Annotated in this window: 20 protein-coding genes; 15 read left to right on the forward strand and 5 right to left on the reverse strand. The window is 43.8% G+C overall.

The genetic code is table 11. The annotated features are described in order from the left end of the window. Positions 1-9: 9 nt before the first annotated feature. The 14 genes from LUA90_RS14100 (at position 10) to LUA90_RS14165 (ending at position 14,983) form a co-directional block, all read left to right on the forward strand. Positions 10-1,242 (forward strand): efflux RND transporter periplasmic adaptor subunit, encoded by a 1,233-nt coding sequence (locus LUA90_RS14100; RefSeq protein WP_039474397.1) that lies wholly within the window; start codon positions 10-12, stop codon positions 1,240-1,242. 150 nt (positions 1,243-1,392) lie between these two features. After that, the gene (locus LUA90_RS14105; protein WP_052266072.1) at positions 1,393-3,585 is read left to right on the forward strand and encodes a heavy metal translocating P-type ATPase; all 2,193 of its coding nucleotides are present in this window, start codon (positions 1,393-1,395) and stop codon (positions 3,583-3,585) included. A gap of 3 nt (positions 3,586-3,588) precedes the next feature. Next, the gene (locus LUA90_RS14110; RefSeq protein ID WP_039474395.1) at positions 3,589-4,911 is read left to right on the forward strand and encodes an NRAMP family divalent metal transporter; all 1,323 of its coding nucleotides are present in this window, start codon (positions 3,589-3,591) and stop codon (positions 4,909-4,911) included. Positions 4,912-4,942: 31 nt separating this feature from the next. After that, positions 4,943-5,596 carry a hypothetical protein gene (locus LUA90_RS14115; protein WP_039474392.1) on the forward strand — a complete coding sequence of 218 codons (654 nt, stop codon included), beginning with the start codon at positions 4,943-4,945 and terminating at the stop codon, positions 5,594-5,596. After that, positions 5,586-6,329: a ZIP family metal transporter gene (locus LUA90_RS14120; protein WP_039474389.1), complete on the forward strand. Its 744-nt coding sequence runs from the start codon at positions 5,586-5,588 to the stop codon at positions 6,327-6,329. The genes LUA90_RS14115 and LUA90_RS14120 overlap by 11 nt, the downstream gene beginning before the upstream one ends. A 9-nt stretch (positions 6,330-6,338) precedes the next feature. Next, a complete protein-coding gene (locus LUA90_RS14125; protein WP_052266086.1) occupies positions 6,339-7,025 on the forward strand; it encodes a DUF1345 domain-containing protein in 687 nt (228 codons plus the stop codon). A 24-nt stretch (positions 7,026-7,049) separates the two neighbouring features. After that, positions 7,050-7,226 (forward strand): hypothetical protein, encoded by a 177-nt coding sequence (locus tag LUA90_RS14130; RefSeq protein ID WP_167335378.1) that lies wholly within the window; start codon positions 7,050-7,052, stop codon positions 7,224-7,226. Between the two features lie 324 nt (positions 7,227-7,550). Beyond that, entirely contained in the window at positions 7,551-9,503 is a 1,953-nt protein-coding gene (locus LUA90_RS14135) for an LTA synthase family protein (RefSeq protein WP_039474382.1), read from the forward strand. Between the two features lie 7 nt (positions 9,504-9,510). Continuing rightward, positions 9,511-10,203 carry an HD domain-containing protein gene (locus tag LUA90_RS14140; protein WP_052266071.1) on the forward strand — a complete coding sequence of 231 codons (693 nt, stop codon included), beginning with the start codon at positions 9,511-9,513 and terminating at the stop codon, positions 10,201-10,203. Positions 10,204-10,212: 9 nt separating this feature from the next. Next, positions 10,213-10,671 (forward strand): MgtC/SapB family protein, encoded by a 459-nt coding sequence (locus LUA90_RS14145; protein WP_231491317.1) that lies wholly within the window; start codon positions 10,213-10,215, stop codon positions 10,669-10,671. A 12-nt stretch (positions 10,672-10,683) separates the two neighbouring features. Continuing rightward, entirely contained in the window at positions 10,684-11,475 is a 792-nt protein-coding gene (locus LUA90_RS14150) for a phosphatase PAP2 family protein (protein ID WP_231491318.1), read from the forward strand. A gap of 468 nt (positions 11,476-11,943) precedes the next feature. Further along, entirely contained in the window at positions 11,944-12,336 is a 393-nt protein-coding gene (locus tag LUA90_RS14155) for a hypothetical protein (RefSeq protein WP_156131433.1), read from the forward strand. 115 nt (positions 12,337-12,451) lie between these two features. Then, positions 12,452-13,924 carry a glycosyltransferase family 39 protein gene (locus tag LUA90_RS14160; protein ID WP_039474376.1) on the forward strand — a complete coding sequence of 491 codons (1,473 nt, stop codon included), beginning with the start codon at positions 12,452-12,454 and terminating at the stop codon, positions 13,922-13,924. A gap of 66 nt (positions 13,925-13,990) precedes the next feature. Then, entirely contained in the window at positions 13,991-14,983 is a 993-nt protein-coding gene (locus LUA90_RS14165) for a bestrophin family protein (protein WP_231491319.1), read from the forward strand. A 185-nt stretch (positions 14,984-15,168) separates the two neighbouring features. Here the strand turns inward: LUA90_RS14165 and LUA90_RS14170 are convergent, their stop codons facing one another. After that, positions 15,169-15,363 carry a hypothetical protein gene (locus LUA90_RS14170; RefSeq protein WP_039474374.1) on the reverse strand — a complete coding sequence of 65 codons (195 nt, stop codon included), beginning with the start codon at positions 15,361-15,363 and terminating at the stop codon, positions 15,169-15,171. A 25-nt stretch (positions 15,364-15,388) separates the two neighbouring features. Next, complete coding sequence (locus LUA90_RS14175; RefSeq protein ID WP_039474370.1) at positions 15,389-15,775, reverse strand: hypothetical protein; 387 nt, start codon at positions 15,773-15,775, stop codon at positions 15,389-15,391. A gap of 663 nt (positions 15,776-16,438) precedes the next feature. Here LUA90_RS14175 and LUA90_RS14180 point away from each other — a divergent pair. After that, on the forward strand, positions 16,439-18,454 hold the full coding sequence (locus LUA90_RS14180) for a heavy metal translocating P-type ATPase (protein ID WP_082018553.1): 2,016 nt from the start codon (positions 16,439-16,441) through the stop codon (positions 18,452-18,454). A 624-nt stretch (positions 18,455-19,078) separates the two neighbouring features. Here LUA90_RS14180 and LUA90_RS14185 read toward each other — a convergent pair. Genes LUA90_RS14185 through LUA90_RS14195 form a run of 3 tightly spaced genes read right to left on the reverse strand, consistent with a single transcriptional unit; the run spans position 19,079 to position 21,953 of the window. Next, positions 19,079-20,305, reverse strand: coding sequence for a hypothetical protein (locus tag LUA90_RS14185; RefSeq protein WP_231491320.1), 1,227 nt, complete (start codon positions 20,303-20,305; stop codon positions 19,079-19,081). Then, positions 20,302-20,748 carry a ubiquinol-cytochrome c reductase iron-sulfur subunit gene (locus LUA90_RS14190; RefSeq protein WP_090985871.1) on the reverse strand — a complete coding sequence of 149 codons (447 nt, stop codon included), beginning with the start codon at positions 20,746-20,748 and terminating at the stop codon, positions 20,302-20,304. Before LUA90_RS14190 ends, LUA90_RS14185 begins: the two co-directional genes overlap by 4 nt. A gap of 2 nt (positions 20,749-20,750) precedes the next feature. Beyond that, positions 20,751-21,953, reverse strand: a complete 1,203-nt coding sequence (locus LUA90_RS14195) for a di-heme oxidoredictase family protein (protein WP_231491321.1) — start codon at positions 21,951-21,953, stop codon at positions 20,751-20,753. Between the last annotated feature and the right edge of the window lie 537 nt (positions 21,954-22,490).

The following is a 22,490-nucleotide window of genomic DNA, read 5'->3' on the forward strand; positions in this document are numbered from 1 at the left end:
AATATTAAAATGAAAAAATTATTTAAAATCCTAAGCCGATTATCTTATGTAGCCGCACTAGCGGTGCTTCTCTCTTCCTGCGGTAGCAAGGAAAAAGATGGCGCTGGAACGGAAGGCGCTGCGGATAGTACGGCAACTGAAGAAAGCAATTCTGTAGAGCTCAGCCAGTCACAGTTCAAGACTGTGGGTGTAGAACTTGGAAGTCCCGAACTCCGCGCACTCAGCGGTATGCTCAAAGTCAACGGATTTATAGACGTTCCCCCGCAAAATCTGGTTAGCATAACGACCCAGATGGGCGGCATCGTAAAATCAACTCCATTATTACAGGGAACAAAGGTAAGTAAGGGCCAGGTGATCGCTATACTTCAAAACCAGGAATTTGTTCAGATGCAGCAGGACTACCTTGAAAGTAAGAGCCAACTGGAGCTGTCAGATTCAGAATACAAAAGACAGCAGACTCTTGCTCAGCAGAACGTTAATGCACAAAAGACCCTGCAGCAGGCAAAAGCAGCTTATCAAGGGAATCTTGCCAGGGAAAATGCGTTGAGACAACGCCTCCAGCTTATCAACATCAGCCCCTCTACGCTCACCGCCAATAACATCCGCAGTCAGGTGAATATCTATTCCCCAATCAGCGGATATGTAACCAAGGTAAACGTGAATACCGGAAAATTTGTAGCACCCAACGATGTAATGTTTGAGATCGTCAACAGTTCAAACCTTCACGTCGAGCTAAATGTGTTTGAGAAGGATGCACAGATGGTCAAAAAAGGTCAAAAGGTACTTTTTACACTGACCAATGATTCAACCCAACGGACTGCAACCGTGCAACTGGTGGGCGGTGAGATCAATACCGATAAAACAGTGACCGTTCACGCGATTGCCCAGGGAAGTACGGGATTTATACCTGGTACTTACCTGAAGGCTTTAATCGAGACCGGTACCATGCAGGTTACCGCCTTGCCTTCTGCAGCGGTTGTAGACTTTGAGGGTAAAAAATACATTTTCGTCAAAAATACAGCAGATAAAAAAGCAAATGAACCTGCGAAAGCGGAGAACGGGGCTACAACGGCAAGCAGTGGAACAGTGCACCATTTCGAAATGGTGGAAGTGACAACAGGAATATCCGATGGTGGTTATATTGAAGTAACCATGCCCGCTGGAAGAGATTTCGCGGGTAAGGTCGTATTAAAGGGAACTTACGATCTCCTGTCCAAAATGAAGAACAGCGAGGAAGAGTAGCTTCCCGGACAGATATTTTTCAGTACACACAGTTGAATAAGGTGCCTCGTTAGGGAGGCATCTTTTTAAAGAAAAATATGATCCCAAAAAGGCGATAAGTATACCTCAAGTTCTTGCACTGAATATCCAATTAAATCAATCTACCCCGACATGGAAAACAAGAATAAAAAATCTGAAACTAAATCAACTGGCAAAAAGCCCGTAATCCGGGAAAAAGGTCCGGATGCCAAAGAAGTTAAAAAGGAGGAGACTCAGCAAGACAGTAAAACTGCAAAACGCATCACTCCGGAAACGCAACCTAATAGAAAAAAAGAAACGACTAAGAAAAAGGATTCAAATAAAGACCATACTAATGAAGAAGGCGAAGATCATGAACATGGCGGGATTTTCGGTAAAAACACCGAAATGATCTTTGCCATCATCTGTGGGGTGGCCTTAGGGACAGGATTTGGGATTTCCTTCATCGAAGGTGTGCCAGAATGGGCAAGCCTGGTGCTCTACATAACGGCCTATTTCTTTGGTGGTTTCTTTACGGCCAAGGAAGCTGTGGAGACCATACTGAAAGGTGGGTTTGAAATTGATTTTTTAATGCTGGTTGCAGCAATAGGCGCGGCTATTTTGGGTTCATGGGCTGAAGGTGCACTGCTGCTGTTTTTATTTAGCTTGGGACATGCCCTGGAGCATTATGCTATGGGCAAGGCCAGGAAAAGTATCGAAGCTTTGACCAGCCTCGCACCACCTACAGCTCTGGTAGTCAGAGGTGGTAAAGAATCCGAAGTGAGAATCGAGGAACTCGAGCTCGGGGATGTCATTATCATTAAACCAAACAGCAAGATCCCGGCAGATGGGGTTGTTGTGAAGGGGGAAGGTAGCGTTAACCAGGCGCCAATCACAGGGGAAAGTGTTCCTGTAGATAAATCTCCCGTTCCTGACCCCGATACCGACTACACCACCGATAAGAAGATTAAGCCGCAATTCCGCGTTTTTGCAGGAACCATAAACGGCGCTTCGGTTCTTGAAGTAAAAGTCATTCGCGAGGCTAAGGACTCCACCATTTCCCGTTTGGTGAAAATGGTCAACGAGGCGGAAAAACAAAAATCACCTACCCAGCTTTTTACCGATAAGTTCGAAAAATATTTTGTTCCAACAGTATTGGTGCTGGTAGCACTACTATGTTTTGCCTTTTTGGTGATCGATGAACCGTTTAGCAAAAGCTTTTACAGGGCAATGTCGGTATTGGTGGCCGCAAGCCCATGTGCATTGGCAATCTCTACGCCTAGTGCGGTGCTCAGTGGCGTCGCCCGGGCAGCACGTGGTGGCGTTCTGATAAAAGGCGGCAGACCTCTCGAGGATCTGGGTGCACTTAATGCCATTGCATTTGACAAAACCGGCACACTTACCGAAGGAAAACCCCAGCTCACAAACGTCATTCCGCTCAACGGTGTTGATGAGCAGGATTTAATGGCTATCTCCATAGCCGTAGAGAAACTAAGCGATCACCCGCTCGCCGAAGCTATTGTTAAGGGGGCAGGTGAGCGAATGAAGAAAAAAACGCTTCCCCAGGCCCATAACGTGAAAGGGATCACGGGTAGGGGCGTTCAGGCAGAGGTGGACGGCAAAAAGGTATTCATTGGGAACAAAGCGCTCTTTGAAAAAGATGGCATTCCGGACGATATCAGAAAGCAGGTTGAAGATCTGGAAAAGGGTGGACATACTTCGATGCTGGTCAGAGTGGAAAAGAATTTCATTGGTATACTTTCTCTCATGGACGTTCCCAGGGATGAAGCCAAGAATGTGCTTAAAGAGCTTTCCGAGCTAGGGATCAAAAAGATGATCATGCTTACCGGTGATAATCAACAGGTTGCCGAGGCGGTAGCCAAGCAGATTGGGGTAACCGAGGCCTGGGGGAACCTGATGCCCGAGGATAAAGTGAAGGCGGTACAGAAGCTTGCCAAATCAGAAAAGATGGTCGCCATGGTGGGGGATGGCGTGAACGATGCTCCAGCCATGGCCAAAAGCACAGTTGGGATCGCTATGGGTGCTGCAGGATCTGATGTAGCACTGGAAACGGCCGATATCGCCCTGATGGGCGACAAGCTGGAAAGCCTTCCCTTTGCTATCGGACTCAGTCGCAAAGCTAAAGGTATCATTAAGCAGAACCTATGGATTTCCCTTGGCGTTGTTGGTGCTTTGATTCCCTTGACTATTGCAGGGATCGCCACAATCGGTCCTGCGGTGATTGCCCACGAGGGTTCAACCCTTGTTGTTGTATTCAATGCGCTAAGGCTTCTCGCTTATAATAATAGCTATAATAAGAAAACTCCAAAAGGGAAGAAAAAATAAAGCATGTTTAAAAAGGTTAAAAAATTCCTGAAGGCCCTTGGGCCGGGCATCGTTACCGGTGCGAGTGACGATGACCCATCAGGTATTGCCACCTATTCGCAGGCTGGAGCGAAATATGGCCTTGCAACACTTTGGACAGTGATCATCACATTTCCCCTGATGGCAGCAATTCAGGAGATCTGTGCTCGGATCGGGCTGATCACAACGGTCGGCCTGACCACTACGCTTAAAAACCACTATCCCAAATGGGTACTGTACCTGATGATTATATTCAGTGTTCCCGCTATTGTGCTAAACATAGGCGCTGATATCGCTGGAATGGGCGCAGTGGCACATCTTATATTTCCTGGTATCCATGCCATAATTTTCAGTGTGCTGTTTACCGGGATTCTGCTATTTTTTATCATCTACCTGCCTTATTCAACATTCGTCTCGGTGTTAAAGTATCTGTGCCTGACACTAATGCTTTATATTATCGTTCCCTTTTTTACCAAGCCCGATTGGGCAGCCGTGATGAAGGCTACCTTTATTCCAACTATCAAATGGAACAAGGAGTTTATTGGCATGTTGGTAGCGATTCTGGGAACGACCATATCACCATATCTTTTTTTCTGGCAGACTGCAATGGAAGCTGAGGATGTAAAGTCTGTAAAAAGGCAGATGATGGTCAATAAAAGACTGGTCAGTATCAATGGGGAAAAACTCACAGGCGAGGAACATAAGAAAAAAGAAAACAAACTCCTCGGACTACTCATCAGCAAGATGTCGCTGGACGTGAACCTGGGTATGTTGCTTTCCAACATGATTATGTTTTTTACCATCCTGGCTACCGGAACTGCTTTGTATAACCAGGGTATTCGTCAGATCGATACCGTGGAGCAGGCTGCCAAAGCACTTGAACCCGTTGCAGGGAAAGCATCTTACCTTCTTTTTGCCCTCGGGGTGATCGGAACAGGGTTTCTTGCAATCCCCGTACTCAGCGGAAGCTTGTCCTATATCATCTCTGAGACATTCGGATGGAAAGGCAACCTGGACAGGAAGTTCAATCAGGCAAAGCCATTCTACGCAGTTATTATTGTATCGGTAATTCTGGGCTTACTAATGAACTATATTGGAATCAGCCCCGTGGATGCACTGCTCTACACGGCTATACTTTATGGTGTGACCTCGCCGGTGATCATTGCCATATTGTTGCACATTTCCAATAACCGAAAGGTTATGGGAGAATTTACCAACGGCAGAATTTCCAATATCCTTGGCCTGGCAACATTTCTGCTGATGGCAGTATCGGCAATATTCCTGATCTACCTCCAATTTACCTCATAAATAACAGGCAGCCACAACCTTCGATAAAAACATGAAAGATAAGATTCCATTTCCGGTTCTAATTACAGGCTTAGTTTTTTTAGGTCTGATGGCTATGTTTACGTTTGCCGATACCCATATTTTAAGCTATCTTAAAAACCAAGATGAGCTTCTGCTTTTTCTGGCCAATGAAAAGCATTCTCGTTTCTGGGACCTGGTATTAAAGGAGTCAGCTAGCTTTTGGTTCTGGATACCCTTTTATTGTTTCCTCTTACTAATGCTACTCGCTTATGACCGGGTCAGATTCTTAAGAAAAGTCATTTTTATTCTTATTTATTTATTGGTTTCAATAGGAAGCCTGACGGCTTTAAATAGGATTTTTGGTCATCTGAGGCCCCTATACGACCAATCTTTCAAAACCGAACTTAAAATCAGTATCAATGGTGCGGGTGAGCTTTACGGTTGTCTTCCGATTCCTTCTATTGCAGCAGGTCTCGCGATTCTCATGGTCCTGTTCTTTGGCAGGCGCCATTTGATTCTAAATGGGGTGATTGGACTTTGGGCTTTGCTTTACATGTATAGCAGGGCCTATAATAGCTGGAACTATCCCAGCGAAATTATTTTCGGTGCAGGCTTTAGCCTCGCCCTTGGATATCTTTCCTTTTATGCCTATAACCTTTATTTAAAAAAGAGCTATGCAGGTTAATCAACTGATATCAGTTAATATACTGCTGTTTGCAGTCGTTCCGGTTATTCTGCTATTGATCGGAGGCATGATTGTTACCTGGAAAAAGCCAACAGTCGCGCTGCAGAGTACGATCCTTCACTTCGCCGCGGGAGTGGTCTTTTCTGTGGTTGCAGTGGAACTTTTGCCTGATATGATCAGGATCCATGATACCACCGCAATCATAATAGGCTTTACCCTGGGTATTTCGGCCATGCTAGTCATCAAATGGTATACCGCCAGGCTTGAACTTAAAATGGGCGGATCAAATGATGGAAAGCTTTTGCCATGGGGAATGCTAATTGCAGTAGGCATTGACCTGTTGCTGGATGGGCTTCTCCTCGGGATCGGATTTGCAGCAGGATCAAAAGAAGGAACCCTGCTTGCACTGGCGCTTGCCATGGAATGCCTTTCGCTTGGCCTTGCGGTAGGAACCAGGCTGACCAAACTTGGAAGTTCCAAAAGCAGGCTGATGCGCATCCTTTTGATTTTTGGACTCGTTTTTTTATTGGGAACCGCAGGTGGTTTTTTCATGCTGCATTTTACAGGAGAAAAAGTGTTAGAGCTCGTGCTCTCCTTTGGCAGCGCAGCCTTATTGTTTTTAGTTACTGAGGAACTGCTGGTGGAAGCCCATGAAGAAAAGGACTCCCCATTTTTCACAGCCGCCTTTTTCGCCGGATTTCTATTATTTATGGTTCTGGGACTCATCATTTAATCAATGCCAATGCAAAACGTAAAAAAAATCAGCCAACTCGATGCCCATCATAAGCTTTACATCTCGCTTGGTGTTGCCATTACTGCCCTCGGAATATGCTATGCTGTGGAACTGGAGAATTCGCTCAGGTGGATGATTGCATGGCTTAGTTATGCGCTCACGAGCATCATCCTTGTCTGGATAACGATTCGTTCCGCTCATCCCAGTCAGATCAAACACGATGCCCATGCCCAGGATTCAAGCAGAACATTTATTTTTTTATTTGCCGTTGCCGCTGCTTTCGCCAGTCTTTTTTCCATTATCATGCTGCTGCGGGAGAATTCTGATAAGACTGATCAGAGCATGTTGACGGAGATCATCGTTCCCCTGCTTTGCGTGGTCAGCTCGTGGTGGCTTGTCCATACCGTCTTTACGATGCGATATGCACATTTTTATTACTGTGACATCGACCATGAGAAGAAAGGGAAAGTAGAAAAGCCGGGCGGACTCATCTTTCCTGGCGGGCAAGATCCGGATTACATGGACTTTGTTTACTTCGCCTTCGTGGTTGGAATGACCTTTCAGGTATCCGATGTAGAAATTTCCGCCAAACGTATCCGCAGACTTGCCTGGATGCATGGGGTACTTTCTTTTGCTTTCAATACGGTCATTGTGGCCCTAACAATTAATGTGCTCTCGGGCATGGTTCAAAAATAATTTAAACAACAAAAAATATATAAAATGGCCTGGACAGAACAGAATTTTCCGATGGAAATGAAAGACCTCGACCCAAGGGTGAGAGAGAAAGCACTAGAGATTGCCAATGAACTTAAAAATACAAGAGAAGTAAGCGAACTACATATAGTGGAAGTCGCCATCAACAGGGCTCAGCAATGGTTCATGAACCTTGAGGGGTAATAATAACCGATCAAATACAATATGATTTAAAAAGTGGTCAGGAGTTCAGAAATCTTCGGGCCATTCAAAAGAATTTAATCAAATGCAGAACAAAAGAAACATAAAGGCCCGGCCCGCTGCTGCCGGGACTGGCGGAAACGCCGCAAGGAAGAAAAAGTTGAAAACCCCAAGGACTTCCATATATCGAATGGTTTTTTATTGGATAATGACACTGCTCCTTATGCTTGGCGTTTATTCGAAAGCTAGGCATTTTTTCAGGATCCACTGGAACAAAGATAAAAAGCCAATAACCCAATCAGCCTCCCCCAATCAAAAAACCGAAAAATGATAAGATCTATTTTCATCAAAAGTCGCTACAGCCTCCTGCATTATTTTATGCTAAGTTTTCTTGTCGTCTCCAGTTTCTTCAGGATCATTTTAATCGCGATGTCCTTCAGCAAGGGAGGGCTCAAAACCATAGACATATTTACTGCACTTGCAAAGGGCGTGGTTTTCGATCTGGGGGTGAGTATCTATTTTTGCTTATTTTATGCCGTTTATCTGCTTTGCCTTCCCCAAAAATGGAACGGGTCAGCTTTTGACCGCACCTTTACCAGGATATTATTGTTTCTAATGGTACTGATATCGGTATTCTCTTTCTTTGCTGAATTTACCTTCTGGCTGGAATTTGAAAGCCGCTTCAATTTCATAGCAGTAGATTATTTGATCTACACTTACGAGGTACTGCACAACATCAATGAGTCTTACCCACTCCCGCTTTTAATTGCAGGCGTTGTACTCATTTCCCTGCTATGGAACTATCTCATGCGTGCAGCCTTCAGGATCAGTTTCCGTTCAGTTACCCCTGTTCTCCACAGGTTTTTATTTACCCTACTGATTGTTTTGATGGCAATATTTTATGGCCAGAAGGTGGACAATTCCTGGGCCGAGCGTAGCAGTAACCGATATGTAAGCGAAATTTCCAAAGCGGGGATATATTCATTCATTGCAGCGTTCCGCTCAAATGAGCTGAACTATGACCAGTTTTATCCCATGACATCAGAGATGGTCGCATTTAATACCACAAGAAAAGAGCTGTCATCTCCATTGGCAAGATTTATGCCAGGGGAAGGTTCGATTCGCCGAATCGTTTCCAATGGCAATGGCCAAAGCAGATCGAACGTGATCATGGTGGTAATGGAAAGTTTTAGTGCGGATTATATGGGAACCTTTGGTAATGCACAGGGACTTACGCCAACACTTGATACCCTCGCAAAACAAAGCGTTTTATTTAAGCGGATGTATGCCACTGGCACACGAACGGTACGCGGTATGGAAGCGCTTTCCCTAGCCCTTCCGCCAACCCCTGGAAACAGCATTGTCAGAAGAGAAAATAATGCAAATCTAACCACCATTGGAAGTATATTTTCTAAACGCGGGTATTCAACTTCTTTTTTTTATGGTGGGGATGGCTACTTCGACAATATGAATCAGTTCTTTGGTAACAATGGATACGAGATAACCGATAGGGGCCGAAAACTAACAGTGGGAGATACCTATAAGGTAAAACGAACGATCCTAAAGGATGATCAGGTTGCCTTTGAAAATGCCTGGGGCATTTCTGACGGGGACCTGCTTTCTGCAGTGATCCGTGATGCGGACAAACGTTTCCAGACAAAAAAGCCGTTCTACGATTTTGTGATGACCACATCCAACCATCGTCCTTTTACCTATCCCGGAGGAAAAATTGATATCGCCCCGGGAACGGGGAGGGAGGGGGCCGTGAAGTACACTGACTTTGCCATCGGTGAATTTTTAGAAAAAGCCCGGAAAAAACCTTGGTTCGACAATACGATATTTATATTCATTGCTGATCACTGCGCTGAAAGTGCAGGGAAAAATGAAATCGATATCTCCCGGTACCATATTCCCGCTATGATCTATAATCTTAAAGGACAGGTCCCTTTGACAATTTCAGCCCTCTGTTCTCAGATCGACCTCTACCCAACCTTGTTTGGATTGCTCAAATGGGATTTCCAGGGCAATAACTATGGAATGGATGTACGCTCAGTAGCCTATCGCCCAAGGATCATGCTGGGGACCTATCAAAAACTTGGCTATCTCCGCAATGACACGCTTGTGGTACTCAGCCCACGAAAAGCCCCCCAGAGTTATAGGTACGATTTCACTACAAACGTACAAACGCCCGTAAAGACGCCAAAAAAGATAAGTCTGGAAGCCATCTCGCTATACCAGAGCGCCTATCATCTTTTTAAAAATGGTGGATTAAAACAATAACAATCATATGAACAATTATTTTTTATTGCTAATTGGTTTGTTTTTAGGGATACTGGCGCTCTTAATAGGAAACTATTTTTTCAAGTTAAGAAGGAAAAATGTATTTGATCTGCTTTTGGAGGAGACCGAGGCTTACGTTAGTCAACTCTTTCAACAGCACTGGCATACCGATCTGGTATACCATGACCTCGAACACACAAAGCTTGTAGTTAGCCGAACACGCGAAATTGCTTCGAACTACCGCCTGGACAAGCTCCGTGAGTTTGTACTCTTCGCCGCAGCTTGGTTTCACGACACCGGGCAGCTTTTGGGCAGCCCCGCTGGTCATGAAGAGAGAAGCGTGATTTTAATGCGAGAGTTTATGCTCGATAGAGGAATTGAACTAGATGTTATTTTCGATATAGCGGCTTGCATTCGGGCAACTACAATACCTCATGATCCCAGGAATACGATCCAGGAGATCATCTGTGATGCGGACACCTATAACCTTGGAAACGAGGAATTCCTGATAACTGATGAGAAGGTGGCAAGAGAGGTCAATAAAAGAAGCGGAATGGATTTGACAGAATGGGATAATAAAACACTCAACTTCTTAACTGCACATCGTTTTTTTACTCCATACTGCAGGTCTTTACTGGCAACAGGAAAACAAGCAAATATTGAAACGGTCAAAGCGCGGATAAAGAAAAAACAACACTAAAAAATGGAAATGGAAAACGAATGGGATATAATCCTAAGGCTTCTTGTAGCTTTCATTCTTGGATGCATCATCGGTCTTGACCGTGAAAAACATGGCAGGAGTGCCGGAATACGTACTTATGCCGCGGTGTGTCTCGGCGCCGCACTCTTCACCGCCATTGGCGAGCATATGGGGGACACAGCGGCAGCCTCTAGAATCATTGCCAACGTTCTGGTGGGCATTGGTTTTTTGGGTGCAGGAATCATTTACAAGAATGATCAAACCAACACTTCACAAGGCCTCACTACCGCAGCTACCCTGTGGTGTACCGCGGGAATCGGTGTGGCCGTAGGACTTAACATGTTCCTCATCGCAGTAGCTGCTGCCCTGGGAATCTATTTCTTGCTGAGTCTTCATCACCAGAAATGGTACGTAAAATGGAAAAAGAAATTTAAACATGAGAATGACTCGCATACCGCTGATGATTAAAATATATATAAGATGAGTTTTTTTAGAATATTATTTTGGTTGCTGTTCACATTCCTGCATCCCTTTGCATCCTTTTCACAAAAACCAGGGGATACGTTGCTGATGAAAAAACAGACCCTTGCGGACGGCATAACAGAACACGGCGACTTTAAGATTCGGATGTCACCAATAGTGGGAGCTGCAGCCTCAGCAAGTATAGTTTACGGATTTGTAAAGCTGGGAAGCCACGAACTCACAGACCTTGATATTGCCGCCAGGCAGGAGTTTGCACTTGAGCATCCGCACAATAAGTTTAGGATAGATGACTATCTGCAGTTCGCCCCCGGGGTATTGGCGCTAGGCCTGAGCACGGCTGGCATACAAGGAAGAAATAAAACCATTGACCAGGCCGGGGTCTATCTGCTGAGCAATATCATACTTACCGCCACCTGCCAATCCCTTAAAAGGATCACCCAGGTGACCAGGCCGGACGGATCCAGCAACGCATTTCCTTCAGGGCATACCGCAGAGGCATTCGCATCGGCAGAACTGCTCAGTCAGGAATATAAGGAAAGATCAGTTATTTACCCCATTTCAGGCTATGCTGCCGCAGTGGCAACCGCATATTACCGGATGTATAATAATAAGCACTGGCTCAGTGATGTTGTAGCAGGAGCAGGGATAGGTTTTCTTTCCACGCGGGCATCTTACTGGCTATATCCAAAGATTAAAAAAATCTTTACACAAAAGGAAATCGGGCGTTCAGTAGTAATGCCCAGCTACAGTCACGGAGCAATTGGAGCCGGTATATTCAGTTACTTTTAAAAACAGTGCGGTTAGAATATAATTTCGTTACCGCTGCAATTTCAAAATAGGTTGCACCGCTGCGCGTAAAGTCAAGCGTAGAATCGCAATAATGCACAGGATGCTGAAAACATCAAGCAATAAACAAAATAAATTAAAAGTAGGACATCTTCTTATAGTACTTGTTAGGCTATAAAGTTACCAAAAAAAGGTGATAAGCACAGGAGATTTCCAGTAAAAATAGATTAAGGAATTCATGAGAAAAAATAAAAAGAACCCATATACCCAAGCAGTCCCTCTCCATGTCTCTGGCCGAAGAAAAATGCTACTCAGGGTGTTGATTATAGCGGCAGTGACACTCTTTACAATACTTTTATGGTTCATGGCCTTGATATCCCCTAAAGGACATGGGCATAAGGGTCGTATTGAAAGTAAGTCAGTTCCAGGTTCAAATCGATCGCGGTTGAAAGCAATGTAAATAAATTCATTATGAACTTCCGCCTGGTCTACACCGTTCTTTTACTTGCATTCAGTTTCCTGCTGGATCAGTGCCTCGTGCTCGAGAATCCACACAATAAAATTTCACAGTATAATCAGCGTGCTAAACACGGTGCCGGGGAGTTTGAAACTGTCCTGCATGCCATCATTTTATCTTCAAGCCATCAGGAAGTTAATCAGGAAAAAGATAAATTTAGTTTCGACACTTTCAGAACACTCAACCATCCGTATTTTTTTCTGACCTCCCACCTGTTGCAGGCGAAACCGGTTCTCCAAAATTCCTCAATACGTACTTATTTTCTTAAATCTCCCTGTTTTCGAGGACCACCGAAATCCGTTTATAATACTTTGGCCGGCCTCTCTGACTTGCAAAGCATGTCTTAAGGAGAACTTTCAAACCCCTTGCCGCGGCGTTACTGGCCAATATTACTTTTTACATAACTGTTTACCCGAACAGCAGGCCTAATGTTGCCTGCCGTCTAAATCTTTTTTACATGTCATGCGAAAAAACCTAACTGCCGGCCTATCTCCAGCTGTTTTTTATATGCTATGTGCTATCCTGGTCATTCGTGTTATTGCTGTGTTTTCAATGGGACCAATGCCGCAGGATGCGTATTACTTTTTTTATGCCAGCCACCCCAGTCTTTCCTATTTTGACCACCCTCCGGCCATTTCCTGGTTAATCAGGATTTTTACAGAAATTTTTGGCAAAAATCCAACTGCCATTAAGCTCGGGGATTCGGTACTCACCGTTCTTACCTCCATTGCCGTTTTCAATCTGTCACTTCGGTTCTATCCTTCAGGTCAGTCAAAAAAAGTAATTGTGCTATTTTTATCCACCTTAATGGTAAGCATCCTTTCCTTGATTTCCACCCCGGATACCCCGCTGCTTTTCTTCTGGGCACTTGCCCTTTGCAAAATCCATGATGCAGTGTTCAGAAAAAGAAAAATAGACTGGATTTATGCCGGTATACTTATGGGACTCGCTTTTGATAGCAAATATACAGCCGTCTTCCTTCCTGCAGGAATGTTCATTTTCTTATTGTTTTCCTCCTCAAACAGGAAACAACTTCTGACCATATGGCCCTGGCTATCAGTGTTGCTGATGATAATGGTTTCTTCACCGGTGATTATATGGAACTGGAATAACAACTTTGCATCTTTCGCTTTTCAGGGTACAAAACGCATGAATTCTGTTTCTGAACTTCAGTTTAGCCCAAGGTTTATCTTTGGTCTCTTTGGCCATCAACTCGCGCTGCTTATCCCTGTCGCTTTTGCCTTTTTGTTTCGCGCTACTTATCTGATGTTCAGCCTGAAAGAAAAAGGTAGATTCAAGCTTTCTGCAGGGCAGATCTTTTTGCTCGCTTTCTTTCTGCCCATTTTCATGATTTTTCTCTCGCTCTCGCCTTTTTACTGGGTAAAGATTAACTGGATGATGCCGGCTTATATCACAGGCATTATTCTGGTAGGTGGGATAATCCCGGACCGTTGGATAAAGATTCAGCTTATCATTTCACTGATTATCCATGCAGGGCTTTTCGTGGAGATAGTATTCTATCCCGTACCGGTTCGTTCAGATGATACATGGGTAGGATGGGAAGAACTCCATAGGAAATCACAAATCCTTAAAACACAATATAAAGCCGACTTCATCTTTTCTGCTGACAGTTATAAAACATCAGCTGAACTCAATCTCTTAAGCCGGGAATTTATATATGGGCAAAACGTGATCGGCGAGCACGCACTACATTTCAGCTACATTGGAACGGATCTTTCCAAGCTAAAAGGTAAAAACGCAATATTTCTGGATTCAGAGCCATCGTTTAAAAACCTGGCAAGGAAAGCTGGAGATCCACCTGCAATAAATGGCCATTTTACAAGTGTCAGGCAGCTCCGGCCAATTGTAATTTTCAGAAACGGAAGACCGGTAAGAAAATTTCTGGTCTATTTCTGCCAGAATTATATCCCTTGAAGAGTCGGCTAAATCAAATGCCAAACACCAATTAAAATTCTTTTTGCAAAACGAAACAACCATAAAATGAATTTGCAAAGTGAAAGCGGAAACTATATATTTATTTGGATAATAACAAAATATCAATCACTGCACAACGTGCATTTCATGCTAAATAGACAAAATAAGAACATGCTTATAAATAAAAAAATATCAGTGCTATACTTCATTAGGTTAATAAAATGGGATATCATAACAATTGGAATATATGCCATAGTTGCTGGAACGCTCGATCATTATGGTTTCTTCGAACAAATTAAAATCCCTTTGGCGCTTTCTGCCTTTGTGGGTACGACCCTTTCGCTCTTGCTTGCTTTCAGGACCTCGCAGTCTTATGAACGCTGGTGGGAAGCAAGAGTGGTTTGGGGCGCAATAGTGAACGATAGCAGGACACTGATAAGGCAATTGACCCTATTCCTTCCAAAACACAAGGATAGAGCTGATTTACTTGAATCATTTGCGACTCGTCAGGTGATCTGGTGTTTTGCGCTCTCAGAGTCGCTGAGGAAGACTGCTCCTTCTACAAAAGTGAAGAATTATTTTATCAAGCATAATCTCAACAGTGAAAACCAAGCAAATTTATTACTCATCCGCCACAGCTCAGCGCTGGCCTCGGCCAGTGAACGTGGTCAGATGGATCCCAACAAAGTTGTACAAATCGATTCCACCATTGCCCGCCTGTGCGATTCAATGGGAAAATGCGAACGAATTAAAAACACGATCTTTCCACGCTCATATAGTGTACTCATTCATTTTCTGATCTATGTCCTAATGACTATTATGCCTTTTGGACTGGAAGATGAAACACCAGTTGTAGAAATAATGTTGATATTTCTCGTTCCGATTCTCTTTATTATGATCGAAAAAACAGCAATCATTATGCAGGATCCATTCGAAAATGTTCCCACCGATACGCCGATGACAGCAATCTGCATGACCATAGAGCGGAATCTGATGGAGATGATAGAACACCCACCGATGGCGCAGCCAAAAGCTGATAACACATACTTTATTATGTAATGGCAATATCAGGAATTTTCTACAGATATTAGATGGTTTATTTTATTGGATACAAAACTGCCAAGGCCCCTATTCAGACAGGGATACTGATAATAGATGAGGTTGATCTTTACAAACCTATTACTTTGATAGTTAATAAGTGGAAAGGAATATCGGCTCGCACATTCCTTTCCAAACTGCCATAATTAACTTTTTTTTGTGTTCTTATGTTCATCATCGTTATGGTGTTCAGCCTCAGAATGGTGTTCTTTCTCTTTGTGATGTTCCATTTCATTCGCATGCTCAGGCCCTTCATGATGCTCTTTGTGGGGGTGATGCTCCTGATGTTCATGGTGTTCCGGATGCTTTTGACTCTCTTTTTTTGAATTTTCTGTGTTCATGACTTTAAATTTTAGTGATTAAAAATTATTTACCAGAGCGCTTGATTTTAGAGGTGTTTTTGAGAAAAAAAGTGTCAGCAAATGCTTTCATCACCCTATCTAACTGGATGGTAGGAAAGTGATGGCTTTTTGTTGATAAGTTTATTGCGTTGAGCTTACGTATACCTTTATTTATTGGTAATTCTAACCTCCATCGGCCAGCCACGAAGACTTTGTTTGTTGGATGACCGTCATCATCGAATAAAGAAAACCCTTTCCAGCTTTTTAATTTTTGAATTGTGTTTGCCAGTAGTACATCAGAGGCCGAAAGCCCGGTTTCCAGGGCTATAGCCAAATTAATATTATCCCTGTAGCAAAATCGTATAGTATGAAGGTATAGGGCAGCCGGAATAACAGTTTCCACATTTTTCATTATAAACTGATGTTTTGTTATTATAAAAACAACAGTGAAGCGAATTAGTTTAAAAAATGTTGATGTATTTTCGTACGAATGGGAAGACTGCTGCTGACCCTTGGTACTTAATCTATAACCAAAATAGTGCAACGAAAAAGTGTGTCTTCCAATCTGTGAGGCATTGTTACTCACGTTTTATCATGACTTATATAGGAGCGCCGGCAGCTATTTATGTATGGTGAGCGTCAAGTTTGATAATATCGGTATAGCTGTAAAGACTTTCTGTTAATATTGATTATTATTCTCCGGCCTTTTATTTTATTTTTGTGTGAATGTTTCTTTTATCAGTATTTTGAAACCTATGTTCGAAAGTTATTTTGATTTTTGTCTGGTTACACTAAAGTTATTCCGGGCAGGGTAAAAGATAGAAGTAAAATAAAAAACTCCGATAAAATAGATCGCCACAGACTTACATTTTCAATTCCTGGAATGAAGTAAGCCATTGTAGGCCAAAGACGCTGTTTGACAATACCTCTGCCGTACGCTTCTCAGCACCAAGGCTTCGAATCGGATAGGTTGAAACTGAAGATAGACAATGCACAGCACCTTGTTATCAGAGTAATATTTGGCATGATACATGGAGAGGTTTATCACTGAAAAAGTACAATAAAAAATCATATTATGAAGGACTGTTGCGAAAACGATGATATTAAGGCAGAAGCACCGAAAAATAATATTCGGCAAACTGCTCCAGCTTATAAGGCGGAAGCCGGCGCGCTTCATATTAACGAAGATAGCGTTGCGGATCATGATCGCAAAACGGGTGCCGGTGATAAGCCACAATGGCAACAGCATCTTGGACTGCTATCGGGCCTGGCGATATTGATATGCGTTCTGGTGATGGACTATGGATTTAATATTAAACTTTCTAGATGGGTTTCATTAGCCGTCAACAGTATCGCCTATCTTCTCGCTGGATGGGGAGTACTTGTTTTAGCTTTTAGAAAAGCGATAAGGGGGGATATCTTCAATGAGTTTGTGCTGATGAGTGTGGCAACCTTAGGCGCATTCTTTATAGGGGAATATTCCGAAGGTGTTGCTGTAATGGTCTTTTACTCAATTGGTGAATGGTTCCAGGATGCAGCAGTGGACCGTGCGAAAGCAAGCATAAAAGCCCTGCTGGACATAAGGCCCGATAAGGTTACCGTAATCAGAGATGGGAAAGCTGAGCTCGCTGGCTCTGCTGATGTAGAGCTCGGAGATACCATACAGGTGAAAGCTGGTGAAAAAGTTGGATTGGACGGCGAGCTACTCTCAGAAAAAGGATCCTTTAATACCGCTGCATTAACTGGAGAGAGTCGTCCTGACAGTAAATATAAAGGTGAAACCGTGCTGGCAGGAATGATCAATATAAACACCGTCTCAGAGATCAAGGTAACTGCACTGTTCAGGGACAGTAAGCTTAGCAGGATTCTGGAAATGGTACAGGATGCATCCTCAAGAAAGTCGCAGACGCAGCTTTTTATTTCAAAATTTGCAAAGATATATACGCCCATAGTTTTCTTTTTGGCCTTAGCGCTAGCGCTGGTTCCGTATCTGTTTGTTGAAAATTATGTCTTTAATGACTGGCTTTATCGCGCGCTGGTATTTCTGGTGATCAGCTGCCCATGCGCACTTGTCGTATCTATTCCTTTAGGATATTTTGGCGGGATTGGCCTGGCTTCGAAAAATGGGATTCTATTCAAGGGAGGTAACTTTTTGGACGTAATGACCAAGATAGATACCATAGTAATGGATAAGACGGGAACATTGACCAAAGGGGTTTTCAAAGTTCAAAAAATAGTGCCCTCAGGGCTTGCCGAAAAAGATTTAATCAGACTGGCAGCAATTCTGGAAAAGAATTCAACCCATCCCGTTGGACAGGCAATTATTGAATATGCAGGAAAGGACGCAAGCGAGGGCACTGCAACTTCAATTGAAGAAATATCCGGACACGGACTTAAAGGAGTAGTAGATGGAAAGCATGTGCTCGCAGGGAACCTTAAGCTACTAAAAAAATATAAGGTGGATTTTCCAAAGGATGTTGAGGAGATCTTAGATACCATTGTTGTGATCGCGGTGGATGAAAAATATGCCGGTTATATTACTATAGCAGATGAAATAAAAGAAGATGCGGGAGAAGGTGTTAAGCAGATGCAGGCCTTAAATATAAGGACTGTTATGTTGTCCGGCGACAAAAAAGCTGTAGTAGATCAGGTTGCAAACAGACTTAATATTGACTATGCTTTTGGCGATCTTTTGCCTGAAGGAAAAGTAGAAAAGATGGAGGCTTTGATAAAGGAGGGACGCCATATTGCTTTTGTGGGCGACGGGGTAAATGATGCCCCTGTAATTGCCCTGGCCGATGCGGGTATTGCCATGGGTGGGCTTGGAAGTGATGCAGCCATTGAAACGGCTGATATCGTAATACAAAATGACCAGATAACAAAGATTGTTTTAGCTTTGAAGATAGGCAAGCTGACCCGTAACATCGTCTGGCAGAACATTATTTTGGCAATGGCAGTGAAGATCGCCGTGCTCTCTCTTGGGGCCTTCGGTGTTGCGAATCTCTGGGAGGCTGTAATTGCAGATGTGGGTGTAGCTTTCTTAGCTATTCTCAATGCAGTAAGAATACAGCGTAAAGAGATTGGGCAGTAAAAACCTGTAACGCATACGATGTAGAGCAGCTCATGCGGCACTTATTACCATGCAGAGTCCTATTGTGAATCCAAACAGAGCATCGATAACATTATTTTGGCGCCTGATTGAGAGTACCGCCAATGCATACCAAACAGTACGCGACTGATTTTACAGTCCAGAAAATTTGTGTCGATCTAAAAGTTTCCCAAAGTGCGGGTCAAAGGAAACAAATTGCCAGGTCAGTCACCTCCAGAAATGGAATCCGTAGATAGGCTTCTTTGGCACCTTCTAACAAATGGTGGGCAGGGTCAAGAAATATAGCTCTAATTGGGGCATTCCCAATACTCAAATTACTTTATTGCATCCTCATTGGCATCCATTTATTCGTTTAGGTTAAAAATTCCTAGGAAGATAAGAAAAGTTCGCAGTCGGTTTGTTAGCCTGTCTCTGGGTACTCGGCAGCGGTTGCACCCGCTATTGACGCAGGATGGTTTTTCAGTTTTGCTACTCATCCACGAAATCGTGTTTTTGGGACACAAACCGTCCATTCCCTGGGGTTTGTTGATAAATGCTGCCTGCTGTGGCCTCTCAGATATACATCGGGAAATCCTCTTTAGATTCCGGCTAAAATAGATGACAGAATTAAAAATAGGTTGATACACCTAACTGGAATGCTCCGGTTCTGGCAGCCGGGTTTCCAAGAATATCCTTCTGCCACTGTTTTCGGTAGGAAAACCTCAGTACAGTCTGTTGCCTCGGCCTGAAACTGATGCCGGGCATTACGCTGAAAAGCTCATCACCAATATTCCCACCGGTCTCCCTGAATTTCCCTACATTCCAGTCCACATACTCTACCCTGCAGGCTAAACTTACAACAGAATGCTGCCAGCCCAGAATCGTTTTTTTGATCACAGGTTGAACTATATCCATATATCCCCCCATCTGACGGCTCCCGAACTGCTGGGAATAGGTATCGGGAACATCTACCCTGATCCATGCCCACTCAGCGGTGATGAAGGTCTTAAGTTTGGGAAGTGTCGTGTTAAAGTCTATGGCAAAAACATTTAGCCTGCGTTTGTCATCGATAACAATCCCGTCCGACCGCCATTTATTGTAAACACCCCCCATATAGGATAGGCCGAGTTCGCCTATATTGTTCCTGCGTACCGCAACTTTTCCCGTTAGAAGCGGCTGCCCGCTTGCAATTTCTTCAAACCTTTCCGGATTCCTTTTTGAGGCAGCCAGAGAGGTTCTGTTTTCAGGGTTTGCAATAATGGAATCGTCAAAGCTGCTTGTGGCATATAACTCGTAGCCCAGCATCCAGTCACCGCTATAGTTCTTGCCATAAATCCCGAATCCTGCACTGCTCCAGGTTGCAGGCAGCATCTGTGTCATGGCGATCGGACGGTCGGTGAATTCCCATTTAGGACCGTCATGGTTCTGGTTGAATGCACCAATGGGATTCAATATCATTCCACCCCTTAAATTAAGCAAGGGGTGCAATTCCAGATCCAGCGCAGCAAATTCAACCGCTATCTCTTTTTCAGCAGGTTCAAATTCGATCTCGGAAAGGAACTTGATGCGCTTGGAAATGGTTGAGGCTACAAATAGCGTCATTCTTCTGAACTGGAACTGCTGTCCTTCAGAGATCCCCTCTGTACCCTGATACTGCCAGTTGGCCTCCATATATCCGCCCACCGACACCGGAAGTTTTCCCACGGCAATAAAAGGCCGTTCATAAACTGCATCCATGTTGAGTGAGTTTTTTGCGGTATCACTGGGTTTGGCCCTTAAAAGTTTCGGGTCGATCTGGGCAAAAGCCATCTGACCGATACCAATAGATATGATAAGCGTAAAGAGTTTTTTCATACTGCCTTCAGTGAAATTTTGATCCTGGTTTTTTCTATGGTAATGGGGAAAGTTCTTAAGTTTGCTTCTGCCGGACCATTTGTCATTCTGCCCTTATTGTCAAATTCACTTCCATGGGCCGGACATTGAAGCCTGTCTCCGAAAGCCTGGAGCTCGGTTCCCTGGTGGGTGCACTGCATCCATAGTGCAGAATAATTCAGTTCATCATGCCGGTAGATACAGATGGGATATCGGAGCAGGTCATTGCTGACTACAATGTATCTTTTGAACTGGACATTTTTTCCCTGTCTGAGTTCAAAGTCCTTCATTTCTACGACCAGGTTATCCCCTGCAATCTCGCCCGTCGCCGGCACCAGGCTGCTGCATCCACTGATCAACGTGGTGATCCCAAGGCCTCCAAGGCAGGCCATTCCACAGCCTTTTATAAAATCTTTTCTTTTCATTTCTATAGTGATTCTAAAAATCTCAGCATGGCATTTTTTTCTGCCCCAGACAGCTGGTTGAACCTGTTGCGGCTTGCAGATGCCTCTCCTCCATGAAGGGTTACCGCCTCTTCGATGCTTTTTGCCCTTCCGTCATGCAGCAGATGATAAGATCCCCCCTGCGAGTTCATCGAAAGTCCCAGTCCCCATAGCGGCGGGGTTCTCCATTCGGAGGTTTTTGCCGATCCTTCCGTATAACCATCGTCCAGCCCAGGCCCCATATCATGGAGCAACAGGTCGGTATAGGGATGGAATTCTTTGTTGGACAGAGCGGCCACCGGAGAAAAACCTGTTTTTAGGGTAGGCTTGTGACAGCCTGAACAGTTAATCTTTTCGAACAGTTTCCTGCCAGTTTCAACTTCCGCATTCCCCGCATCGCGCTGCATGGGTGCTTTTAGCGTCTGTAGATAAAACACCACGTTATTCACTGTAAGTGTGGGGATTTCAGGGTCAATCACCATCCGCGTATAGGCATCCTCAGGATCAAAGCTTGAAGTGATCCCGATATCCTGGTTGTAGGCATTCACAGTCTGGTGGAGCAGGTTATATGCTGCCGCCTTTTTTCCAAAACGATGGATATATTTTCCCTTCAGTACAATAGCATTGTTAATCGCCTGAACATATGTGGGAAGTATTGCGTAATTCGGGATACCAGAAATGCCGTCATTATCCAGATCCTGGGGGTCAGCCATAGCTAGTATATCTGCATCAGCTACCAGTTCGAGAAAGCCAAGGCCGGTATTAGCAGGCGGTGTAAATTTTGAAAAGGTGGCCCCTGATGGGATTTGCTCAGGTTTGTATCCGGGAATAGCCCTGTTCTGCAGTTGTGGGCCTCCCTGGTCCAAAAATTTATTGCCTGTTTCATCGGTCTGCCCGAAACGGACCAGCGTAGTAAAAGGATGGCCTTTGCCGTCACCCGCATGGCAGCTTCCACAGCTGGTTGCAACAAAGCCTGGCCCAAGGCCGTTCTCAGGACTAAATATCTCATTGTTGAAGGCCGCGTCTCCCAAAGCGAACCGTCTGAGCTGTTCATAGCTGAGTCCTTCTACCGGGCCATCAAGAATTTCATCCTCTTTTGGAGAAGAAGGGATTATCTTCTCACAGGACACCATTATAGCAACCAGGCTCATAAGTGAAAGCAGGACAATGGGTAATCTTTTCTGCATGTTATCTGATTTTTTGTAAATCTAATAATAAAAATAGAAAAGACTAAAAATAAATTTAGATTTATCTAAATTTATTTTTAGATTGATTTTAACGGTGTCGGAATTATAATGCACGGCTCCCAAAGTGACCTACTTTTTAACATGAGCACGGAATGCAATATTATAAATCGAAACAATAAATCATCTATCACTTTCAAATCAGGAACTTGACCGGATAGGGTATTTTGTTGGCGGATGCTACGGTTTATCCTTTGTAAATAGACGTAATAAGGCAAGGCAATCGTGCCGAGATTCGGAATTTTAAAATTCTTTTTGAATTTTGGTTGAAAAGTTTGGTTTTAGGGCTGGAATACGGTTATCCTAGATAAAAAACAATACTCGGGATATTTGGCCCTTAAAAAAAATAGAAGAGTAAATACCTAAAACCTCGAGGTTATGCCCTTTATCTTTTGGATGAAGCCAAAAAATTAAAACCAAAATTGCTTTTTTAAATTGTGCCCATGGCTTAAAATATATACTAGTCTAAAATATTGATGT

Origin of the sequence: Pedobacter sp. Leaf170 (genome assembly GCF_920984665.1) — a bacterium.
Classification (GTDB): Bacteria; Bacteroidota; Bacteroidia; order Sphingobacteriales; family Sphingobacteriaceae; genus Pedobacter.